This window comes from Micromonospora sp. ZG13, from assembly GCF_059359355.1.
Genome location: NZ_JCADBQ010000006.1, coordinates 350,393 through 365,749 on the forward strand (window position 1 = coordinate 350,393; position 15,357 = coordinate 365,749).

General features: G+C 74.4%; 9 protein-coding genes. 5 read left to right on the forward strand and 4 right to left on the reverse strand.

Going from position 1 to position 15,357, the window contains the following annotated elements; genetic code table 11:
• The first annotated feature begins 8 nt into the window (after window positions 1-8).
• The 4 genes from AC5L34_RS16385 to AC5L34_RS16400 all read left to right on the forward strand — a co-directional run bounded on the left by AC5L34_RS16385 (window position 9) and on the right by AC5L34_RS16400 (window position 6,629).
• The gene (locus tag AC5L34_RS16385; protein WP_441175815.1) at window positions 9-539 is read left to right on the forward strand and encodes a P-loop NTPase family protein; all 531 of its coding nucleotides are present in this window, start codon (window positions 9-11) and stop codon (window positions 537-539) included.
• Window positions 540-743: 204 nt separating this feature from the next.
• Window positions 744-5,087 (forward strand): S8 family serine peptidase, encoded by a 4,344-nt coding sequence (locus AC5L34_RS16390; RefSeq protein WP_441175814.1) that lies wholly within the window; start codon window positions 744-746, stop codon window positions 5,085-5,087.
• 127 nt (window positions 5,088-5,214) lie between these two features.
• Window positions 5,215-5,637: a DUF6234 family protein gene (locus AC5L34_RS16395; protein WP_441175813.1), complete on the forward strand. Its 423-nt coding sequence runs from the start codon at window positions 5,215-5,217 to the stop codon at window positions 5,635-5,637.
• 119 nt (window positions 5,638-5,756) lie between these two features.
• Window positions 5,757-6,629 carry a peptidoglycan DD-metalloendopeptidase family protein gene (locus AC5L34_RS16400; RefSeq protein ID WP_441175812.1) on the forward strand — a complete coding sequence of 291 codons (873 nt, stop codon included), beginning with the start codon at window positions 5,757-5,759 and terminating at the stop codon, window positions 6,627-6,629.
• Between the two features lie 82 nt (window positions 6,630-6,711).
• Here AC5L34_RS16400 and AC5L34_RS16405 read toward each other — a convergent pair whose 3' ends face one another.
• Window positions 6,712-8,973 carry a catalase gene (locus AC5L34_RS16405; protein ID WP_441175811.1) on the reverse strand — a complete coding sequence of 754 codons (2,262 nt, stop codon included), beginning with the start codon at window positions 8,971-8,973 and terminating at the stop codon, window positions 6,712-6,714.
• A 97-nt stretch (window positions 8,974-9,070) separates the two neighbouring features.
• Between AC5L34_RS16405 and AC5L34_RS16410 the strand changes: the two genes are divergently transcribed.
• On the forward strand, window positions 9,071-9,253 hold the full coding sequence (locus AC5L34_RS16410) for a hypothetical protein (protein WP_441175810.1): 183 nt from the start codon (window positions 9,071-9,073) through the stop codon (window positions 9,251-9,253).
• Window positions 9,254-9,301: 48 nt separating this feature from the next.
• On the opposite strand, the gene AC5L34_RS16415 is transcribed toward AC5L34_RS16410, so the two are convergent.
• The 3 genes from AC5L34_RS16415 to AC5L34_RS16425 form a co-directional block, all read right to left on the reverse strand.
• Window positions 9,302-10,693, reverse strand: coding sequence for an N-acetylmuramoyl-L-alanine amidase (locus tag AC5L34_RS16415; protein WP_441175808.1), 1,392 nt, complete (start codon window positions 10,691-10,693; stop codon window positions 9,302-9,304).
• Window positions 10,694-10,880: 187 nt separating this feature from the next.
• On the reverse strand, window positions 10,881-12,320 hold the full coding sequence (locus AC5L34_RS16420; protein WP_441175807.1) for a nitroreductase family protein: 1,440 nt from the start codon (window positions 12,318-12,320) through the stop codon (window positions 10,881-10,883).
• Window positions 12,321-12,386: 66 nt separating this feature from the next.
• Complete coding sequence (locus AC5L34_RS16425; protein ID WP_494825745.1) at window positions 12,387-15,287, reverse strand: ATP-binding protein; 2,901 nt, start codon at window positions 15,285-15,287, stop codon at window positions 12,387-12,389.
• Window positions 15,288-15,357 lie beyond the last annotated feature (70 nt).

Below are 15,357 nucleotides of genomic sequence, written 5' to 3' on the forward strand. Positions count from 1 at the left end.
CTGCCGCGATGACCGCACCGGCCCGCGTCCTCGTCTACGGGGTGTACGGCGCCGGCAAGTCCACCCTGGCGGCGCGGCTGGCCGAGCGGCTCGGGCTGCCGTGGTACCCGGTCGACGACCTGCTGTGGCAGCCCGGCTGGGTCGAGGTGCCGGTCGCCGAGCAGCGCCGCCGGATCGAGGCGGTCTGCCGACGCGACCGCTGGATCCTCGATGGCGCGTACCACGGCTGGCGGGACGTGGTGCTGGCGCGCACCGACCTCGTCGTCGGCCTGGACTATCCGCGCTGGCTCTCCTTCTGGCGGCTGCTGCGGCGCACCGTGCACCGGCTGCTGAGCGGCGAGGAGATCTGCAACGGCAACCGCGAGTCGCTTCGCAGCGTGTTGTCCCGGGACTCCATCCTGCTGTGGCACGCGACCGCCTTCCGCCGGGCCCGGCGGCGGATGCGCGCCTGGCAGGCCGATCCCGCCGGCCCGCCGGTGCTGCTGTTCCGCTCCCCGGCGGAGCTGGAACGCTGGTTGGCTGGCCTGACCCGCCGGTGAGGATCCTCGACCACCCCGCCCCGCCACCGGGCCGGGCCGGCGACGCCGGCGGGATCCACGCATGGACGTGCGCCATTGCCTTGGTCCCCGTGATCACCTAGGTTTTCACCCGATCGCACCCAGCCGCAGCGAGCACCTCCCCGGCTCTTGGCCAGGCAGCGAGACAACACCCATCGCGCCGCCGACGTGACTTAGGAGCTCACCGTGGCACCGTCTTCCGGTCGAAGAACGTTCCCCTCCCGCTGGCGGACGCCGGTCCGGCTGGTCGCGGCGGTGGCGGCGGGCACCATGCTGCTCGCCGTGGCCCCCGCCCCGGTCGTGGCGGCACCGCTGCCAGCGGGCGACACGACAGCCGAGGGGTCAGCCCGCCCGGCGTCGAGCAAGGCGCAGCCCAAGAGCGGGCTCTGGCTGGTGAAGATGGACAAGCCGTCGGTGGTGGCCGCCTCGCGGGCGAGGCCGGCAGCCACCGGCAGGATCGACACCCGGTCCGCGGCGAGCACCTCCTACGCGCAGGAGTTGGCGCGGCAGCAGGACACGCTGGTGGACGAGATGGAGGCGATCCTGGGCCGCTCCGTACGGGTCGCCCACACCTACCGCAACGTGGTCAACGGCCTGGCGGTCGAGGTCAGCGCGGACGAGGCGGCGCACCTGTCCGGCCTGCCGGGGGTCAGCGCCGTCGTACCTGACGAGGTCCTGGAGCTGACGACCGACACCAGCAACGCGCTGATCCAGTCGCCCGCGGTGTGGGAGGGCAGGACGGCGGAGAACGTCGGCACCCGTGGCGAGGGTGCCGTCGTCGGCATCCTGGACTCCGGCATCAACCCCGACCACCCGTCGTTCGCGGCGGTGGACGGCGACGGCTACCGGCACACCAACCCGTACGGTGCGGGCAAGTACGTCGGCGTCTGTGCCCCGACCCACGCCCAGCACAAGGCGATCTGCAACGACAAGCTGATCGGCGCCTGGTCGATGGTCGGCGCCGACGCCCGGGACGACAACGGTCACGGCAGCCACACCGCGTCGACCGCCGCCGGCAACCGGCACGAGGCGACCATGACCGTCGGCACGAGCACGCACAAGGTCACGGTCTCCGGGGTCGCGCCGCGGGCCAACGTCATCTCGTACAAGGTCTGCATGGTCATCGGCTGCCTCTCCTCGGCGACGATCGCCGCCGTGGACCAGGCGATCGCCGACGGCGTGGACGTCCTCAACTACTCGATCTCCGGTCGCGACGACCCCTGGAAGGACCTCGTCGACCAGGCGTTCCTGGAGGCGTACTCGGCCGGCATCTTCGTCGCCGCCTCCGCCGGCAACAGCGGCCCGGGCGCCAGCACCGTCGCGAAGACCGCGCCGTGGAACATGTCCGTCGCCGCGGTCAGCCACGAGCGGGTCATCGCCCACCGGCTCGACGTGACGGGCCCGACCCCCGTCCCGGCGGCGCTCACCGGCATCGCCGCCGTGATCGGGGAGAACTCGCCGAACCCGCCCATCGAGGGTGAGATCCGGTACTCCGGCGCCGTCGACGCGAACAACGTGCAGGCCTGCGTTCCGTTCCCGGCAGCGGCGTTCAGCGGCAAGGTCGCCCTGCTGCCCCGGGGCGGCTGCGACTTCTCCGTGAAGGTCAAGAACGCCACCGCCGCCGGCGCGACCGGCGTGGTCGTGCACAACCAGTACAGCGGCCCGCCGATCACGATGGGCGCGCTCGCCGGGACCACCATCCCCGCCGTGATGGTCTCCCTCGCCGACGGACAGCGGTTGCGCGACCACGCGGCCGCCACCGACGGCCCCGTCACCGTGCGCGTCGACCCCGGCAGCGAGGTGCTGCGCAACGGTGACTGGACCGACGTCGTGGCCGACTTCAGCTCGCGCGGACCCAGCAGGTTCGACATGCTCGCGCCCACCGTGGCCGCCCCGGGCCGCAACATCCTCGCCGCCACCATGGCGGCGAAGGACAACTCGGCCACGTACGCCTTCATGCAGGGCACGTCCATGTCGTCGCCGCACGTCGCAGGCGCCGGCGCGCTGCTGGCGGCGCTGCACCCCGACTGGTCGCCGACGCGGATCCGGTCCGCGCTGGCGGTCACCGCGGACCGCGACGGGGTGGTCAAGGAGGACGGCCGCACGCCGGCCGACGCGTTCGACGTCGGCTCCGGCCGGATCAACCTGGCCCAGGCCGCCCGGACCGGCATCGTGCTCGACGAGACCGCCGCGAACTTCGTCGCGGCCAACCCCGACGCCGGTGGCGACCCGCAGACGCTGAACCTGCCGGCCGTCGTCGAGCACCACTGCCTCAAGGTCTGCACCTTCACCCGGACGGTGTCCAGCGTGGCCAAGGTGGCCGCGACCTACCAGGTGACGCCGCAAGCCCCGACCGGGGCGCGGATCACGGTCGCGCCGACGCAGTTCACCCTGGCGCCCGGCGCCAGCCAGGAGCTGACCATCACCCTGGACGTCACCGGGACCGCCCGCAAGAGCTGGCTCTTCGGTGCGATCAACCTGACCACCGACGCCCGGCACGCGCCGGACGGGCAGCCGATCGCCCAGGCCCACTTCCCGGTCGCCGTCCTTCCCGCGGCCCCGGACCTGACGGTCGACAAGACCGAGCTGAGCTCCAGCATGGACGTCGCGCAGAACGAGAGCCACACCGTCAAGGTGGGCAATGCCGGCGGCGCCGAGCTCACCTGGCGGGCGACCGGCGACGGCGACGACTGCGCCTGGCCGACCTGGGTCAAGGTGACCCCGGCGCAGGGCATCCTTGGCGCGTTCAAGAGTCAGGACATCCAGATCACGCTCGACTCGACCGGCCTGGACGACGGTGGCGTGTTCCGGGCCAACCTGTGCCTGGCCAGCAACGACCAGGACCAGCCGACGACGACGATCGCGCTGGAACTGACGGTGGTGCCGGTGCCGAAGATCGAGGTGGCACCCAGGTCGCTCTCCGCGCGGCAGCCGGCCGGGCTGGTCACCAGCCAGAAGTTCGCGGTACGCAACGCCGGGCACGGCGTGCTGGACTGGCGGCTGGACGACCCGGACGCCGGCCCGGGCGACGAGCGGATCCGGCTCCTGCGCGACGGCGTCCTGCTGGTGCCCAACTCGGGCAGCGCCACCCGTGGGGTGATGGCGTTCGACCCGCACTCCGGCAAGCTGATCGACCCGCAGTTCGTCCCGCACACCGCGTTCGACCCGTCGACCAGCCTGTACACGCCGTTCCAGGTCATCGCCAAGCCGGACGGCAGCGGCTTCCTCATGTCCGACCAGGTCAACTCCGTCATCACCGAGTACGGGCTGGACGGCCGGTTCCGTCGGGTCTTCGCGCCGGCCTCCGGCGTACGCGACCCGGCGATCATGACCAACGTCCGGGGCATCGCGCTGTCGCCGCGCGGCACCGTCCTGGCGACGGTCGCGAGCCAGGCCAACGCCCACTCCGTGGTCGAGTTCGACGCCGAGGGCAAGTATCTGGGCACGTTCGTCGCCCCGGGCGCCGACGGGCTCAAGGGGCCGTGGGGGATCCTGTTCCGCGGCGACGACATGCTCGTCTCCGCCAGCGACAGCGACGCCATCCACAGCTTCACGAAGGACGGCTCCCGCGCCAACGCCCGCTTCTTCGAGGGACTGAGCTGGCCCGGCCAGCTCGCGGAGCTGCCCAACGGCAACGTGCTCGCGGCGAGCTGGGGCAGCGGCTCCACCGCCGGGGTCTGGGAGATGGACCGCGCCGGCAAGCTGGTCGGCGTCTACGCGCCGCCCGGTGGCTCCGGGTACCAGGGCGTACACCCCCTCGGCAACGGCAACATCCTCACCACCAGCTCCAAGGGGGTCCACGAGATCGACCGCTCCGGCCGCCTGGTCGAGGTCGAGAACGACAAGGGGGCGGCCCGCTTCATCACCCACGTACGCCTGCCGGACCTCCAGCCGTGCGTCACGCCCGACGAGGTGCCGTGGCTGACGGCGTCGCGTACGGCGGCCGGCACCGGCGCCGGCAGATCCAGCGAGGTGACCATCTCGATGGACAGCACCGGGCTGGCCGCCGGCACGTACCGGGCCCAGCTCTGCGTGACCAGCGACGACCCCACCACCCCCCTGGTGACGCTGCCGGTGACGCTCGAGGTCACCGACCAGACCTGCACCCAGGTGGTCAGCGGCGAGCGCCGCGGGCCGCTGCTGGTCGGCGCCGGGGTGGCCTGCCTCGCGCCCGGCGCCGCGGTCTCCGGACCGGTGAGCGTCGGCAGGGGCGCGGGGCTGGTCGCGCTCGACGCCAGCGTCGTCGGGCCGGTGACCGCCACCGGGGCCTCGGTGGTGGAGCTGACGCGCAGCCGGATCGACGGCCCGCTCTCGGTCGCCGGCGTCACCGGCCGGGTCCTGATCGCCGGGACGCGGGTGACCGGCCCGGTCGCCGTGGTCGACAGCCGCACCGGCGACACACCGGTCGTGCTCTCCGGCAACCGGATCGACGGGCCGCTGCGGTGCGTGGGCAACCAGCCGCCGCCGGTGGACGGCGGCGTGGCCAACACGGTCGGCGGCCCCGCCTCCGGCCAGTGCCGAGGGTGGTGAGCGGGCCGCCCCGCCCGGCTCGTCGCTGACGTGGCCACCCCCGCCGGTCCTCGGGCGGCCGGGTGGGTGGGTGCGATGAGTACGCGGGCTCACGTCCCGGAGCCCCGGCTGCGCCAGGCTGTACGCCATGACCCCGTCGACATCCGCCGCCCGCCCCCGGTACGCCCTGGTGCTCATGACGGCGCTCTGGGTGGTGGCCTGCCTGGCGTTGCTGTGGTGGTTGTTCACCATCGGCATGGAGGGATGGGCCGACCACCACTCGAACGGTGACGCGCGGGCGGCGGAGATCGGGCGTCGCTCCGCCCGTGCGCTGGTACTGCTGGCGGTGGTGGCGGCGGGCGGAGCGGCCGTCATCGCGCTGGTGGCGTTCGGCTGCCGGTACCGCCGCACCGCACTGGTCTACGCGTTCCTGGCCGTCGTGATCACGGTGGCGTTGACGCCGGCGGTGGCGGACGCGGCGCGCACGCTGAGGCCGCCGGCCACGCCCGTCCCGGCGCCGACGACCTGCCAGGAGCACAGCGGCGGCGACAGCCGCTGCCCGGGCGGCTGAGCGCGCCGGGTGGGTGGACCGGCCTCGTGCCCGGCCGGGGCCCGGCGGTCGACAGATCCATTCGTGGCTATGTATCGTCACTGCCTCGACCGGCGCACCCGACCAGCAGGGAGCACGTGATGGACCAGCTCGACCCGCCCGCCTGCTGTGGCGACGGCCCGCCGGCCACCGGCATCGACCGCCGGGCGGTGCTGCTCGCCGCCGCCCTCGGCGCGGGCGCCCTGGCCGGTCTGGCCGTTCCCGGCCGCGCCTCCGCCGCGCCCGCGATCTACCACCCGTTCGCCGCGTACCCGGTCACCGGCACCTGGCAGGACCACCTGAACCGGGGTTCGCTCGGCGGCGTCGACTTCGGCATGCCGGTCGGCACCCGCCTGCCCGCCTGCGGCGCGGGCACCGTGCAGAACATCCCGTACAACGGCACGGGCGGGCACACCGTCACCATCCACCACGCCGACGGGTACCGCAGCCAGTACATGCACCTGTCGCAGTTCCTGCTCGGCAACGGCGCGGCCGTGTCCAGCGGCACCGTCGTCGGTCTCTCCGGCGGCGCGGCCGGCGCGCCCGGCTCGGGATCCTCCACCGGGCCGCACGTCCACTGGCACATGATCAATCCGGCCGGCGTACGCATCAACCCGTTGGCCTACCTCGGGCAACAGCCCGCGCCCGGGCGACTGCCCAAGACCTCCACCGAGCACGACGGCATTCCCGGCACCATCTTCTACCAGCGCATGCAGAACTGGCTGCGGCTCACCGCCGGATACACCGGCCCGATCGACGGCGTGCCGGGGCCGAACACGTATGCCGCCCTCCAGCGGGCCATGCGGGCCTACGGCTACACCGGACCGATCGACGGCCAGCCCGGCCCGAACACCTGGCGTGCCGTGCAGCGCCTCGCCTCCGGCCACGGCTACACCGGCCCGATCGACGGGGTGATGGGCCCCAACTCGTGGCGCGGCTTCGCCCGCTTCCTCAACCAGGACAGGTGGGACTGAGCGTCCGTCGGGCTCACAAGAGCGCCGACGAGGGCCGTCCCCCGATGCTGCGGAGGACGGCCCTCGTCGACGTACGCACGCGTCAGGCGACCGAGGCGGGGAACCTCTCCCACACCCGGTGGGCGGCCAGCAGGCGCTGCACGGCGGCGAAGACCTCGGCCCCCGAGCCACCCGCGACGACGCCCGGCGTGCCGGCGACCCCGGCCTGGCTCAGCACGTCGACGCCGGCGCCCCACGCGCCGATCGCCTTGGCGTGCCGCCAGCACTCGTCGATCAGCAGCAGCACCCGCGGGTCCACGGTGGCGGAGTCCGCCGCGCCCGCCTTGGCGTCGCGCGCCGGCGACGCGTCCGGTGCGGGCGTCGGCGCCCCGGCCAGCAGGAGCACGTCGAACTCGACCGAGCGGCCGGTGGCGAAGGTGCGCTGCACGGGCAGGTCGCCCACGAGGCCGCCGTGCGGGGCGATGAGGAGCGGCACCATGCCGGCGGCGAAGACCGCCCGGCGTACCTCGTCGACGTCGTCGAGCCCGGCGCGGGGGTCGACGACGATCCCCACCGTGCGACCGTCGGCCGGCCACTGCCTGCCGACCTGCGACAGCGCGGGGCTGGGCGCGGCGTCCGTGAGCGGCACGGTCGGCTCCGGTGCGGGCAGGCCCAGCCCGGTGGCGACCTCCGCGCACAGCACCGGGTCGATGTTGGCGAGACACTGGAGCTGGCGCTCCCGGATCGCCTGGTGGTAGCACTTGCCCAGCTCGAAGGTGTAGGCGCGGACGATGTGCTCCTTCTCGACCGGCGACATGCTGAGCCAGAACAGGCGGACCTGGCTGTAGTGGTCGTCGAACGAGACCGGGTTGGCGCGTACCTTGGGCGCCTGCGTCACCTGCACCGGCACGTCGACGAACGCGCCGTCGGTGTCCCCGGCGGGGAAGGGGTTGCCGCCGTCGAGCGAGTTCGGCCGGTACGGCGCGACCCCGGCGTGCACGGCCTGCTGGTGGAAGCCGTCGCGCAGCATGTCGTTGACCGGGGCGTGCGGGCGGTTGATCGGGATCTGCGGGAAGTTCGGCCCGCCCAGCCGGGTGAGCTGCGTGTCGACGTAGGAGAACAGCCGGCCCTGCAACAGCGGGTCGTTCGTGACGTCGATGCCCGGCGGCAGGTGGCCGACGTGGAAGGCGACCTGCTCGGTCTCGGCGAAGAAGTTCGTCGGCGTCCGGTTGAGCGTGAGCTTCCCGACCGGCTGCACCGGCGCCAGCTCCTCCGGCACGATCTTCGTCGGGTCGAGCAGGTCGATCCCGGCGAAGGTCTCCTCGGGGGTGTCGGGAAAGACCTGGAGGCCCAGCTCCCACTCGGGGAACGCGCCGGCCTCGATGGCGTCGTAGAGGTCGCGACGGTGGAAGTCCGGGTCCACACCGCCGAGCAGCTGCGCCTCCTCCCAGGTCAGGGAGTGCACGCCGAGCTTCGGCTTCCAGTGGAACTTGACCAGCGCCGTCTCGCCGGCGGCGTTGACCAGCCGGAACGTGTGGACGCCGAAGCCCTCCATCATCCGGTAGGAGCGCGGGATGCCGCGGTCGGACATGTTCCACATGGTGTGGTGCTGCGCCTCGGTGTGCAGGGAGACGAAGTCCCAGAAGGTGTCGTGCGCGCTCTGGGCCTGCGGGATCTCCCGGTCGGGGTGCGGCTTGCCGGCGTGGATGATGTCCGGGAACTTGATGGCGTCCTGGATGAAGAAGACCGGCATGTTGTTGGCGACCAGGTCGAAGGTGCCCTCGTCGGTGTAGAACTTCGTCGCGAAACCACGGGTGTCGCGGACCGTGTCGGCCGAGCCGCGCGAGCCGAGGACGGTCGAGAACCGGACGAAGACGGTGGTCGTCCTGCCCTTGGCCAGGAAGCCGGCCTTCGTCACGCCCTCGGCCGTGCCGTACGCCTCGAAGACGCCGTGCGCGCCGGCGCCACGCGCGTGCACGACGCGCTCGGGGATGCGCTCGTGGTCGAAGTGGGTGATCTTCTCGCGCAGGTGGTGGTCCTGGAGCAGGACCGGACCGCGTGGGCCGGCCTTCAGCGAGTGGTCCGTGTCGCGCAGCCGCGCGCCCTGCGCCGTCGTGAGGAAGGCGCCCTGCTGGCCGTTCGCCGTCGTCGGCGCGCCGGTCGGTACGCCCGTCGGCGTACGGGTCTCGGGCGCGCCCTGTTCCGTCTTGGGCGGCAACGGCTCGTGTGGCGTCGTCGGCTCCTCGACCGTCGGCGGGGCGCTACCCGGCGCGCCCGGCACGTCCGGGGTCAGCGCCTCGGCCACCTTCCCGGCTGCGGTTCCCACGACGTCCCTGACCGCCTTGGCGGGCTTGCTGACATCCATCTGACGAGTTCCTCCGTGAAAGTGGCGATGAGCAGGCGTCTTGGCCCGTACCCCCAGCCGGGCGGGGGAAACGGGGACGCGACGACGGGAACCACCGGTGCCGGACGCCGGCCCCGGCGCGTGGATCGACCGGGCCGACACGTACCGGCTGGACGGCCGCTACGGCCAGTACGTGGTCGCCAGCCCCGCGCGCCGGGCCGCCGTCACCGTGACCGCGCAAGCGGAGCGCGATCAGGACCTGCTCGCCGCCATCCACGAGCTGGTCGTCGCGCGGCTGTGACGCGTCGATGCCGTCCGCCAGCGGGGCGGACGGCATCGGCCGTGGCGGTCAGCAGCGCGGCACGCCGGGGATGAAGCCGTCGTGACCGGTCAGGACGAAGGCGTCAGAGACGTACCGGTTGGTGCCGATCCGGTCCCAGACGTTGGTCGTGCCGTAGGGGCCGGTCACCGTGGTGCCGACGGCCTGGCAGTAGATGCTGACGGCCGCGCCGTCGGCGACGGAACCCACGACGCTGTAGCCGGTGCCGGGCCCGGAGCGCACGTTGAGGCTCACCCCCTCGGTGTTCACCGTGCCGGAGCCGACGCCGCTCTGCTGGTTGACCAGCTGCATGTAGTAGGTCCAGTTCCAGTGGGGGCCCGGGTCGGTGTGGGTGGCGCCGGGGACCTCGTGGTGACCGATGATGTGCGCCCGGTCCTTCGGGATGCCGTACTTGTTGGCGAGGCTGCGGGTCAGCGTCGCCGACGCCCGGTACATCGCGTCGGTGAACCAGGCCGCGTTGTCGACGTACCCCTCGTGCTCGATGCCGATGGACTGGGTGTTGTAGGTCCAGTTGCCGGCGTGCCAGGCGATGTCCTTCTCCCGCACCGACTGGGTCACGGCCCCGTCGGAGGAGCGGAACGTGTAGTGCGCGCTGGCCTTGGCGGCCGGGTTCTGGAACCAGCTGATCGAGCCGGCGTAGCTGCCCTGCGTGACGTGGATGACGATGTACCGGACCGGGTGGCTGGTGGGTCGGCTCGCCACGGTGTAGTTGCTGGTGCTGGCCGGTGCCCAGGCGGCCGGCCCGTAGTCGGTGCTGAGGATGCCGACCTCGTCCGAGGCGCCCGGCAGGTCCCGTTCCGGCGTCACCGGGCGGCCCTGGACGCTGCCCACCCCGGCGGGACCGGTGTCGAAGCCGGTGCCGAGCAGGTCGTAGACGGCGTCCGCGTAGAGCCGGGCGAGCGCCGGGCTGGCCGCCCCGCCGTAGCGGGCGACCGGGGCGTACCACTCGTCGACGTCGTCGCGCTCGGCCGCGTCCAGGCCGGCCCGGTCGGCGTAGGAGCGCAGGACGGCAGCCGCCCCGGTGATGTTCGCGGCGGGGTCGGCGCGCAGCGCGCCACGGCTGAGCCCGGTCAGCGTCGCCGCCTCGTCCAGGGTGCGCAGCTTGGGGTTGCTGACCAGGTGCATCATGCCGTAGCCGCCCGCCGCGCTGGGGGCGCCGCCGTGCCCGTCCAGCCGGGTCTCGGCGTAGCCGAGGGCGACGAGCAGGTCGCGGGGGACGTCGTAGCGGCCGGCGGCGGTGTCGAAGGCGGCGGCCAGCCGGGCGGCGGCCGGTGGGCCCGCCTCCGGGGCGGCCGACACCGGCGCGGCGGCCAGGGCTGATCCGCCGGACAGGACCAGGGTCGCGGCCAACGTGGCGCCGAGCAGCCCACGCCTGCGTCGCGCGACGGGTCGAGCAGTCATCTGCACCCCTCCCGATATTCGTCGACATCGATATAAGCCGACGGGTGGCGGTACCGTACACCGCGACGCGAGTCGATGTAAATCCCTTCCGCCCTCGCGGGCGGCGATGACGGAAACCTTCATCGATGGGGCGGGCGACCCCTCGGTCGGCGGCGTGCGGGGTGCCGCGCTCGCGGCGCGACCGGCGTCACGAACCGCCGAGGCGGGGCATGACCGGCCGGACCTCGACGGGGGCGCCCGGCCGCCCGCCCGCCCGCGAGCGGTACTCCGGCACGCCCACGCAGGTGAAGAGCAGGGCCGCGAGGTCGTCCGGCTCGGCCAGCAGATCCGGGACCGCCGCGTCGAGGAAGGTCATGCCGGAGGCGCCCGCGCCGAGGGCGTACGCCGCGAGGTGCAGCCGGCCCTCGACGAGCCCGGCGGCCAGCTGGGCGTCGCGGTAGCCGCGGTCGTCGAGCGCCGACAGCGGCGCCGCGGCCACGACGACGTAGGCCGCGTCGCCGGCGAGCGCCTGGTCCAGGCAGACCCGCAGCAGCTCGTCGCGCAGGTCGCCGGCCCGCAGCGGCGCCGACAGGTCGGGCCACCGGTAGAGGCCGGGCGCCACGCCGTCGACCCCGTGCACGGCGACCCAGTGCGGCACCGGCACGCCGCGCAGGGCCGCGGCCAGGGGCCATTCCAGCAGGGCGCGCGGCAGCGTCCGGGACCTGTCCATCCGCCGTTGTGAGCCGCGCCGGCGGACGACCTCGTCGAGCGGGTCGGACGGCGGGAACGTCGACAGTGGCTCCGCCGACGGCCAGGGCGCGCCGAGCACGTCCCGCTCGCCCGCGCGCTGCGCGGCGGTGCACAGCGGCAGCTCGACCGGGGGCAGCTCGCCGGAGAGCGCCGGCCCGGTGGGCCCGATCGCCGGCTCGCCGTCGCCGAAGGACAGCAGAGCCAGCGGGTACTCGTGCACCCCGTCCGCGCCGACGAGCGCGCGCACGGTGGCGTCCGGGAACAGCGACCGCAGCCGCGGCGCCAGGCCGGCGCTCGCGGCCGCCGCCGACAGCTGGGACAGCAGCGTGCCGGCGTCCCAGTAGAGGTGGCGCCAGCCGCGCTCGGCGTAGCGCCAACCCGTGCGCCAGGGCACGCCCGTGACCACCAGCGTCGTGACCGCCCCGGCCGCGGCGGGCGCCACCCGGACGAGCGCGTGCCGCCGCGCGTCGTACCAGTGCACGCCGTCGGGCACCCCCGCGACGCCCCGGGTGCTCGCGTAGACCTCCAGCGGGAACCGCGCCCCCGCCGAGCCGGAGGCGCGGTAGAGGACGGGGCGGCCGTTGCGTTCGGCGGTGCGCACGACGCCGGCGCCGAGGAAGAGGACGCGGCCGAGCTGCGCGGCGTCGAGGGGCCGGGCGGGGGACGCGACGCCGGCCAGCACGGCGGTCGCGGGGACGCCGGGATCGGGCAGGTCGCGGGGCAGGGCGAGGACGGCGGGGCCGTCCGGGTAGCCCTTCATGGGCGGCGGCAGGGTCGCGGGGTCGTTCGGGACGAGGTCGTGGCGTACGCGGGGATCGTCCACGGGCACGTCCCACTCGCGGCCCGCCTCGTAGGACGTCAGCCGGTGCAGCAGCCCGGCGCCGGTGTCGAGGTCCATCCGGTCATCCTGCCAGCGCGCGACGCCCCACGGGGGACCGCGCGGCCGGCGGGGCGCCGCCGCCGGTCAGGCGCTCTCCACCTCGGCGGCGAACTCGCTGAGCGCGATCCGGTTCGGCAGGCCCGTCTTGCCCAACAGGCTGGACACGTGCCGCTCCACCGTGCGCGGGGACAGGTGCAGCCGGGCGGCGATCTCCCGGTTGCTCAGCCGCCCGACCAGCAGCCGCAGCACCTCGTACTCCCGCACCGTCACGCCCACCGACCGCAGCTCGGCGGGGATGTCGCCCGCGCCGGAGCGGCGCTGCGTCAGCCGTACGCCCGCCCGGCGCAGCAGGGCCCGGCAGGCGCTGGCCACCGCCGGCACGTCGCTCGAGTGGAAGTGCTCCTCGGCAGCGCGCAGCCACTGCACGGGCGTTCCCCAGCCGTCGGCGAGGGCGGCCTCGCAGACCAGCCGCAGGGCGAGGTGCCGACCCATCGCGTACGGCGCCCCGGCCCGCATCGCCTCGGCTGCCGCCTGCGCCGCCGCCTCCGCTCGACCGGAGCGGCCGAGCAGCACCGCCTTCGCGAAGAGCGCGAACTGCAGGTCCCAGCGCAGCCTGCTCGCCGAGTCGCCCTGCACCGCCTCGTAGGCCGGCCAGCCGGCCTCGCCCGACATGACCTGGAGCAGCAGGTGCAGGCCGTGCCGGCCGGAGAGGTGGAAGACCGTCGGGCTCTGCGCCTCGGCGTCGAACGCGCGGGCCAGCTCGTCGAGGGCGCGGGGCCGGTCCTCCTCCAGCAGCGCGCAGAAGGCCCGGGCCAGACCGTGTACGCGGGTGGCGTGCAGGGCCTGGTCGCCGCTCCACCGGCGGAACTCGGCCAGCGCGTGCTCCATCTCCCGGCGCCGCCCCCGGTGTGCGGCCAGCACGGCGCTGACCAGCAGCACGTACTGGGTCGTCTCCAACAGCTTCAGCCGGGTGGTGGCGGCCAGCACCTGCTGGACGAGGGTGGCCGCCGTGTCGAAGTCGCCCCGCAGCACCGCGTGCAGGGCGAGGCTCGCCTCCGCCTGGTGGCGGGCGGTCACCGCGCCGGCCTGAGAGGCCCGTTCCCGGGCCTGTTCGAGGCGGTCCAGGCGCGCGTCGCGCAGCGCGTCGTCGTTGCCGAGACGGATCAGCGCGTGGATCTCCCAGATCGGCAGCCGGTGCTGCGCGGCGATCGCCAGGGCCCGTTCCAGGCACCGGGTCGCCTCCGCCGGGTCGCGGTGCCGGGTCAACGCGCCGAGCAGCTGCCAGGCCTGGCAGGCCACCACGGGCAGCGGGACGGTCTCGGCGACGGTGGCGGCCCGCCGGGCCAGCGCCTCGGCGGTGGCGAGCTGGTCCTGGCCGGCGGTGTCCAGCACCAGGTGGGCGGCGACCACGTCGACCGGGGCGGTGTCCTCCGCGGCGGCGTCCGGACCGAGCAGGGCCCGCGCCTGCTCCACCTGGGCCAGCCCCTCGGCCGACCGGCCGGCGACCGTCGCCGCCCAGGCCAGCCGGGTGTGCAGCTGCGCCCGCCGGCGCGGGTCGACGCCACCGATCTGGTCGAGGGTGCTGACCGAGGCGAGCGCCCGCTCGACCAGCCCCGCCTCCGCCAGGGCGTGCAACAGGGCTTCGAGGGCCGCGGCGCGCGCCACGGGGTTCTCGCCGAGCAGGCCGATCGCGCGGTCCAGCAGGGCGACCGCCGTGGTGGCGCCGCCCTGGGCGATCGCCCGCCGGCCCGCCTCGGTGAACAGCCGGCCGGCCGTCTCCGGGTTGTCGGCCTCCAGGTGCAGGGTGGCCGACACCTGGCACCACTCGCCGGGCAGCCCGGGGAAGACCGCCTCCACCGCGTCGGCCATCCGCTGGGCGAGCCGGGCCCGGTCGCCGGGACCGAGGAGGGTGAGCAGCGCCTCCCGGGTGAGCCGGTGCCGGAAGGCGTACCAGTCGGTGAGCTGGTCGTCGACCGTGACCAGCCGCGCCGCGACGTCACCGCACAGGTGCTCCAGCACGCCCCGGTCGCTCAGCCCGGTGGCCGCCTGCACCACGGCCAGCGGGAAACGCTGACCCAGCAGCGCGCCCATCGAGAGCAGCTCCCGGGCCCGGGGGTCGAGCTGCTCGACCCCCTGCGCCATGCCCTTCGCCAGGGTGCTCGGCAGGCCGGCCGGCAGTTCCTCGGACATCCGCCAGCCCTCGGAGCCCCCGACCAGCAGGTCGCCGTCGACCATGCCGGCGACGAGTTCCTCGATCAGGAAGGGGTTGCCGGCACTGCCCGTCGAGACGAGGGCGTGTGCGGCCGCCGGCACGCGCTGCGGGTCGGCGTCGAGGCACGCGCCGACCATCTGCCGCAGCTCGTCGTCGTCGAGCCGGCCCAGCTCGATGAGCGTGCACTGACCGCGCTGGGCGGCCGACCGGGCGATGGTCGACGCCGCGCAGGGCTCGGCCCGGATGGCGCCCAGCAGCAGGGTCGGTTGCAGGGCGAGGTTGTCGATGAGGTACTCCAGCACCGTCAACGTCTCCGTGTCGGCGTCCTGGAGGTCGTCCAGCAGCATCAGGCAACCCCGCCCCGCGCCGGCCACCCCGGTCAGCCGGAGGACGGCCTCGGCGAGGATCACCAGGGACGCGTTCTCCTGATCGGCCGGCGGCCGCCCCCAGTCGGGCACGAGCCGGCCGAGGATCGGGCCGTACGGGCCGAGCGCGCCGGGGTCGACCGGCCCGGAGCGCAGCAGCGACAGCACCGCCTCGGTCAGGGGCCGCAGCGGCACCGCTGTGCCGATCGTGCTGCCCCGGCCGCGCATCACCCGCATGCCCGACGCGGTGGCCAGTTCGGCGACCCTTGACGCGAGGCGGGACTTGCCGACGCCGCTCTCGCCGACCACGAACACCGCGCCGCCACGGCCCGCCCGCGCCGATTCGAGGCTTTTGCGCACCGCGTTGAGCTCGACGTCCCTACCGATGAACTTCGAGGCGCGGTACACACTGCGCACGCTATCCGAGGAGGCAGGCCACGGCCCAACGCGGTGCCGACGACGCCGGCCCCGGGCGGCT

Bases quoted from the DNA above. Each gene is read 5' to 3' on its own strand.
- AC5L34_RS16400 (WP_441175812.1), top strand. From the start codon at position 5,757: ATGGACCAGCTCGACCCGCCCGCCTGCTGTGGCGACGGCCCGCCGGCC.
- AC5L34_RS16420 (WP_441175807.1), bottom strand. From the start codon at position 12,320: ATGGACCTCGACACCGGCGCCGGGCTGCTGCACCGGCTGACGTCCTAC.
- AC5L34_RS16395 (WP_441175813.1), top strand. From the start codon at position 5,215: ATGACCCCGTCGACATCCGCCGCCCGCCCCCGGTACGCCCTGGTGCTC.
- AC5L34_RS16415 (WP_441175808.1), bottom strand. From the start codon at position 10,693: ATGACTGCTCGACCCGTCGCGCGACGCAGGCGTGGGCTGCTCGGCGCC.
- AC5L34_RS16405 (WP_441175811.1), bottom strand. From the start codon at position 8,973: ATGGATGTCAGCAAGCCCGCCAAGGCGGTCAGGGACGTCGTGGGAACC.
- AC5L34_RS16385 (WP_441175815.1), top strand. From the start codon at position 9: ATGACCGCACCGGCCCGCGTCCTCGTCTACGGGGTGTACGGCGCCGGC.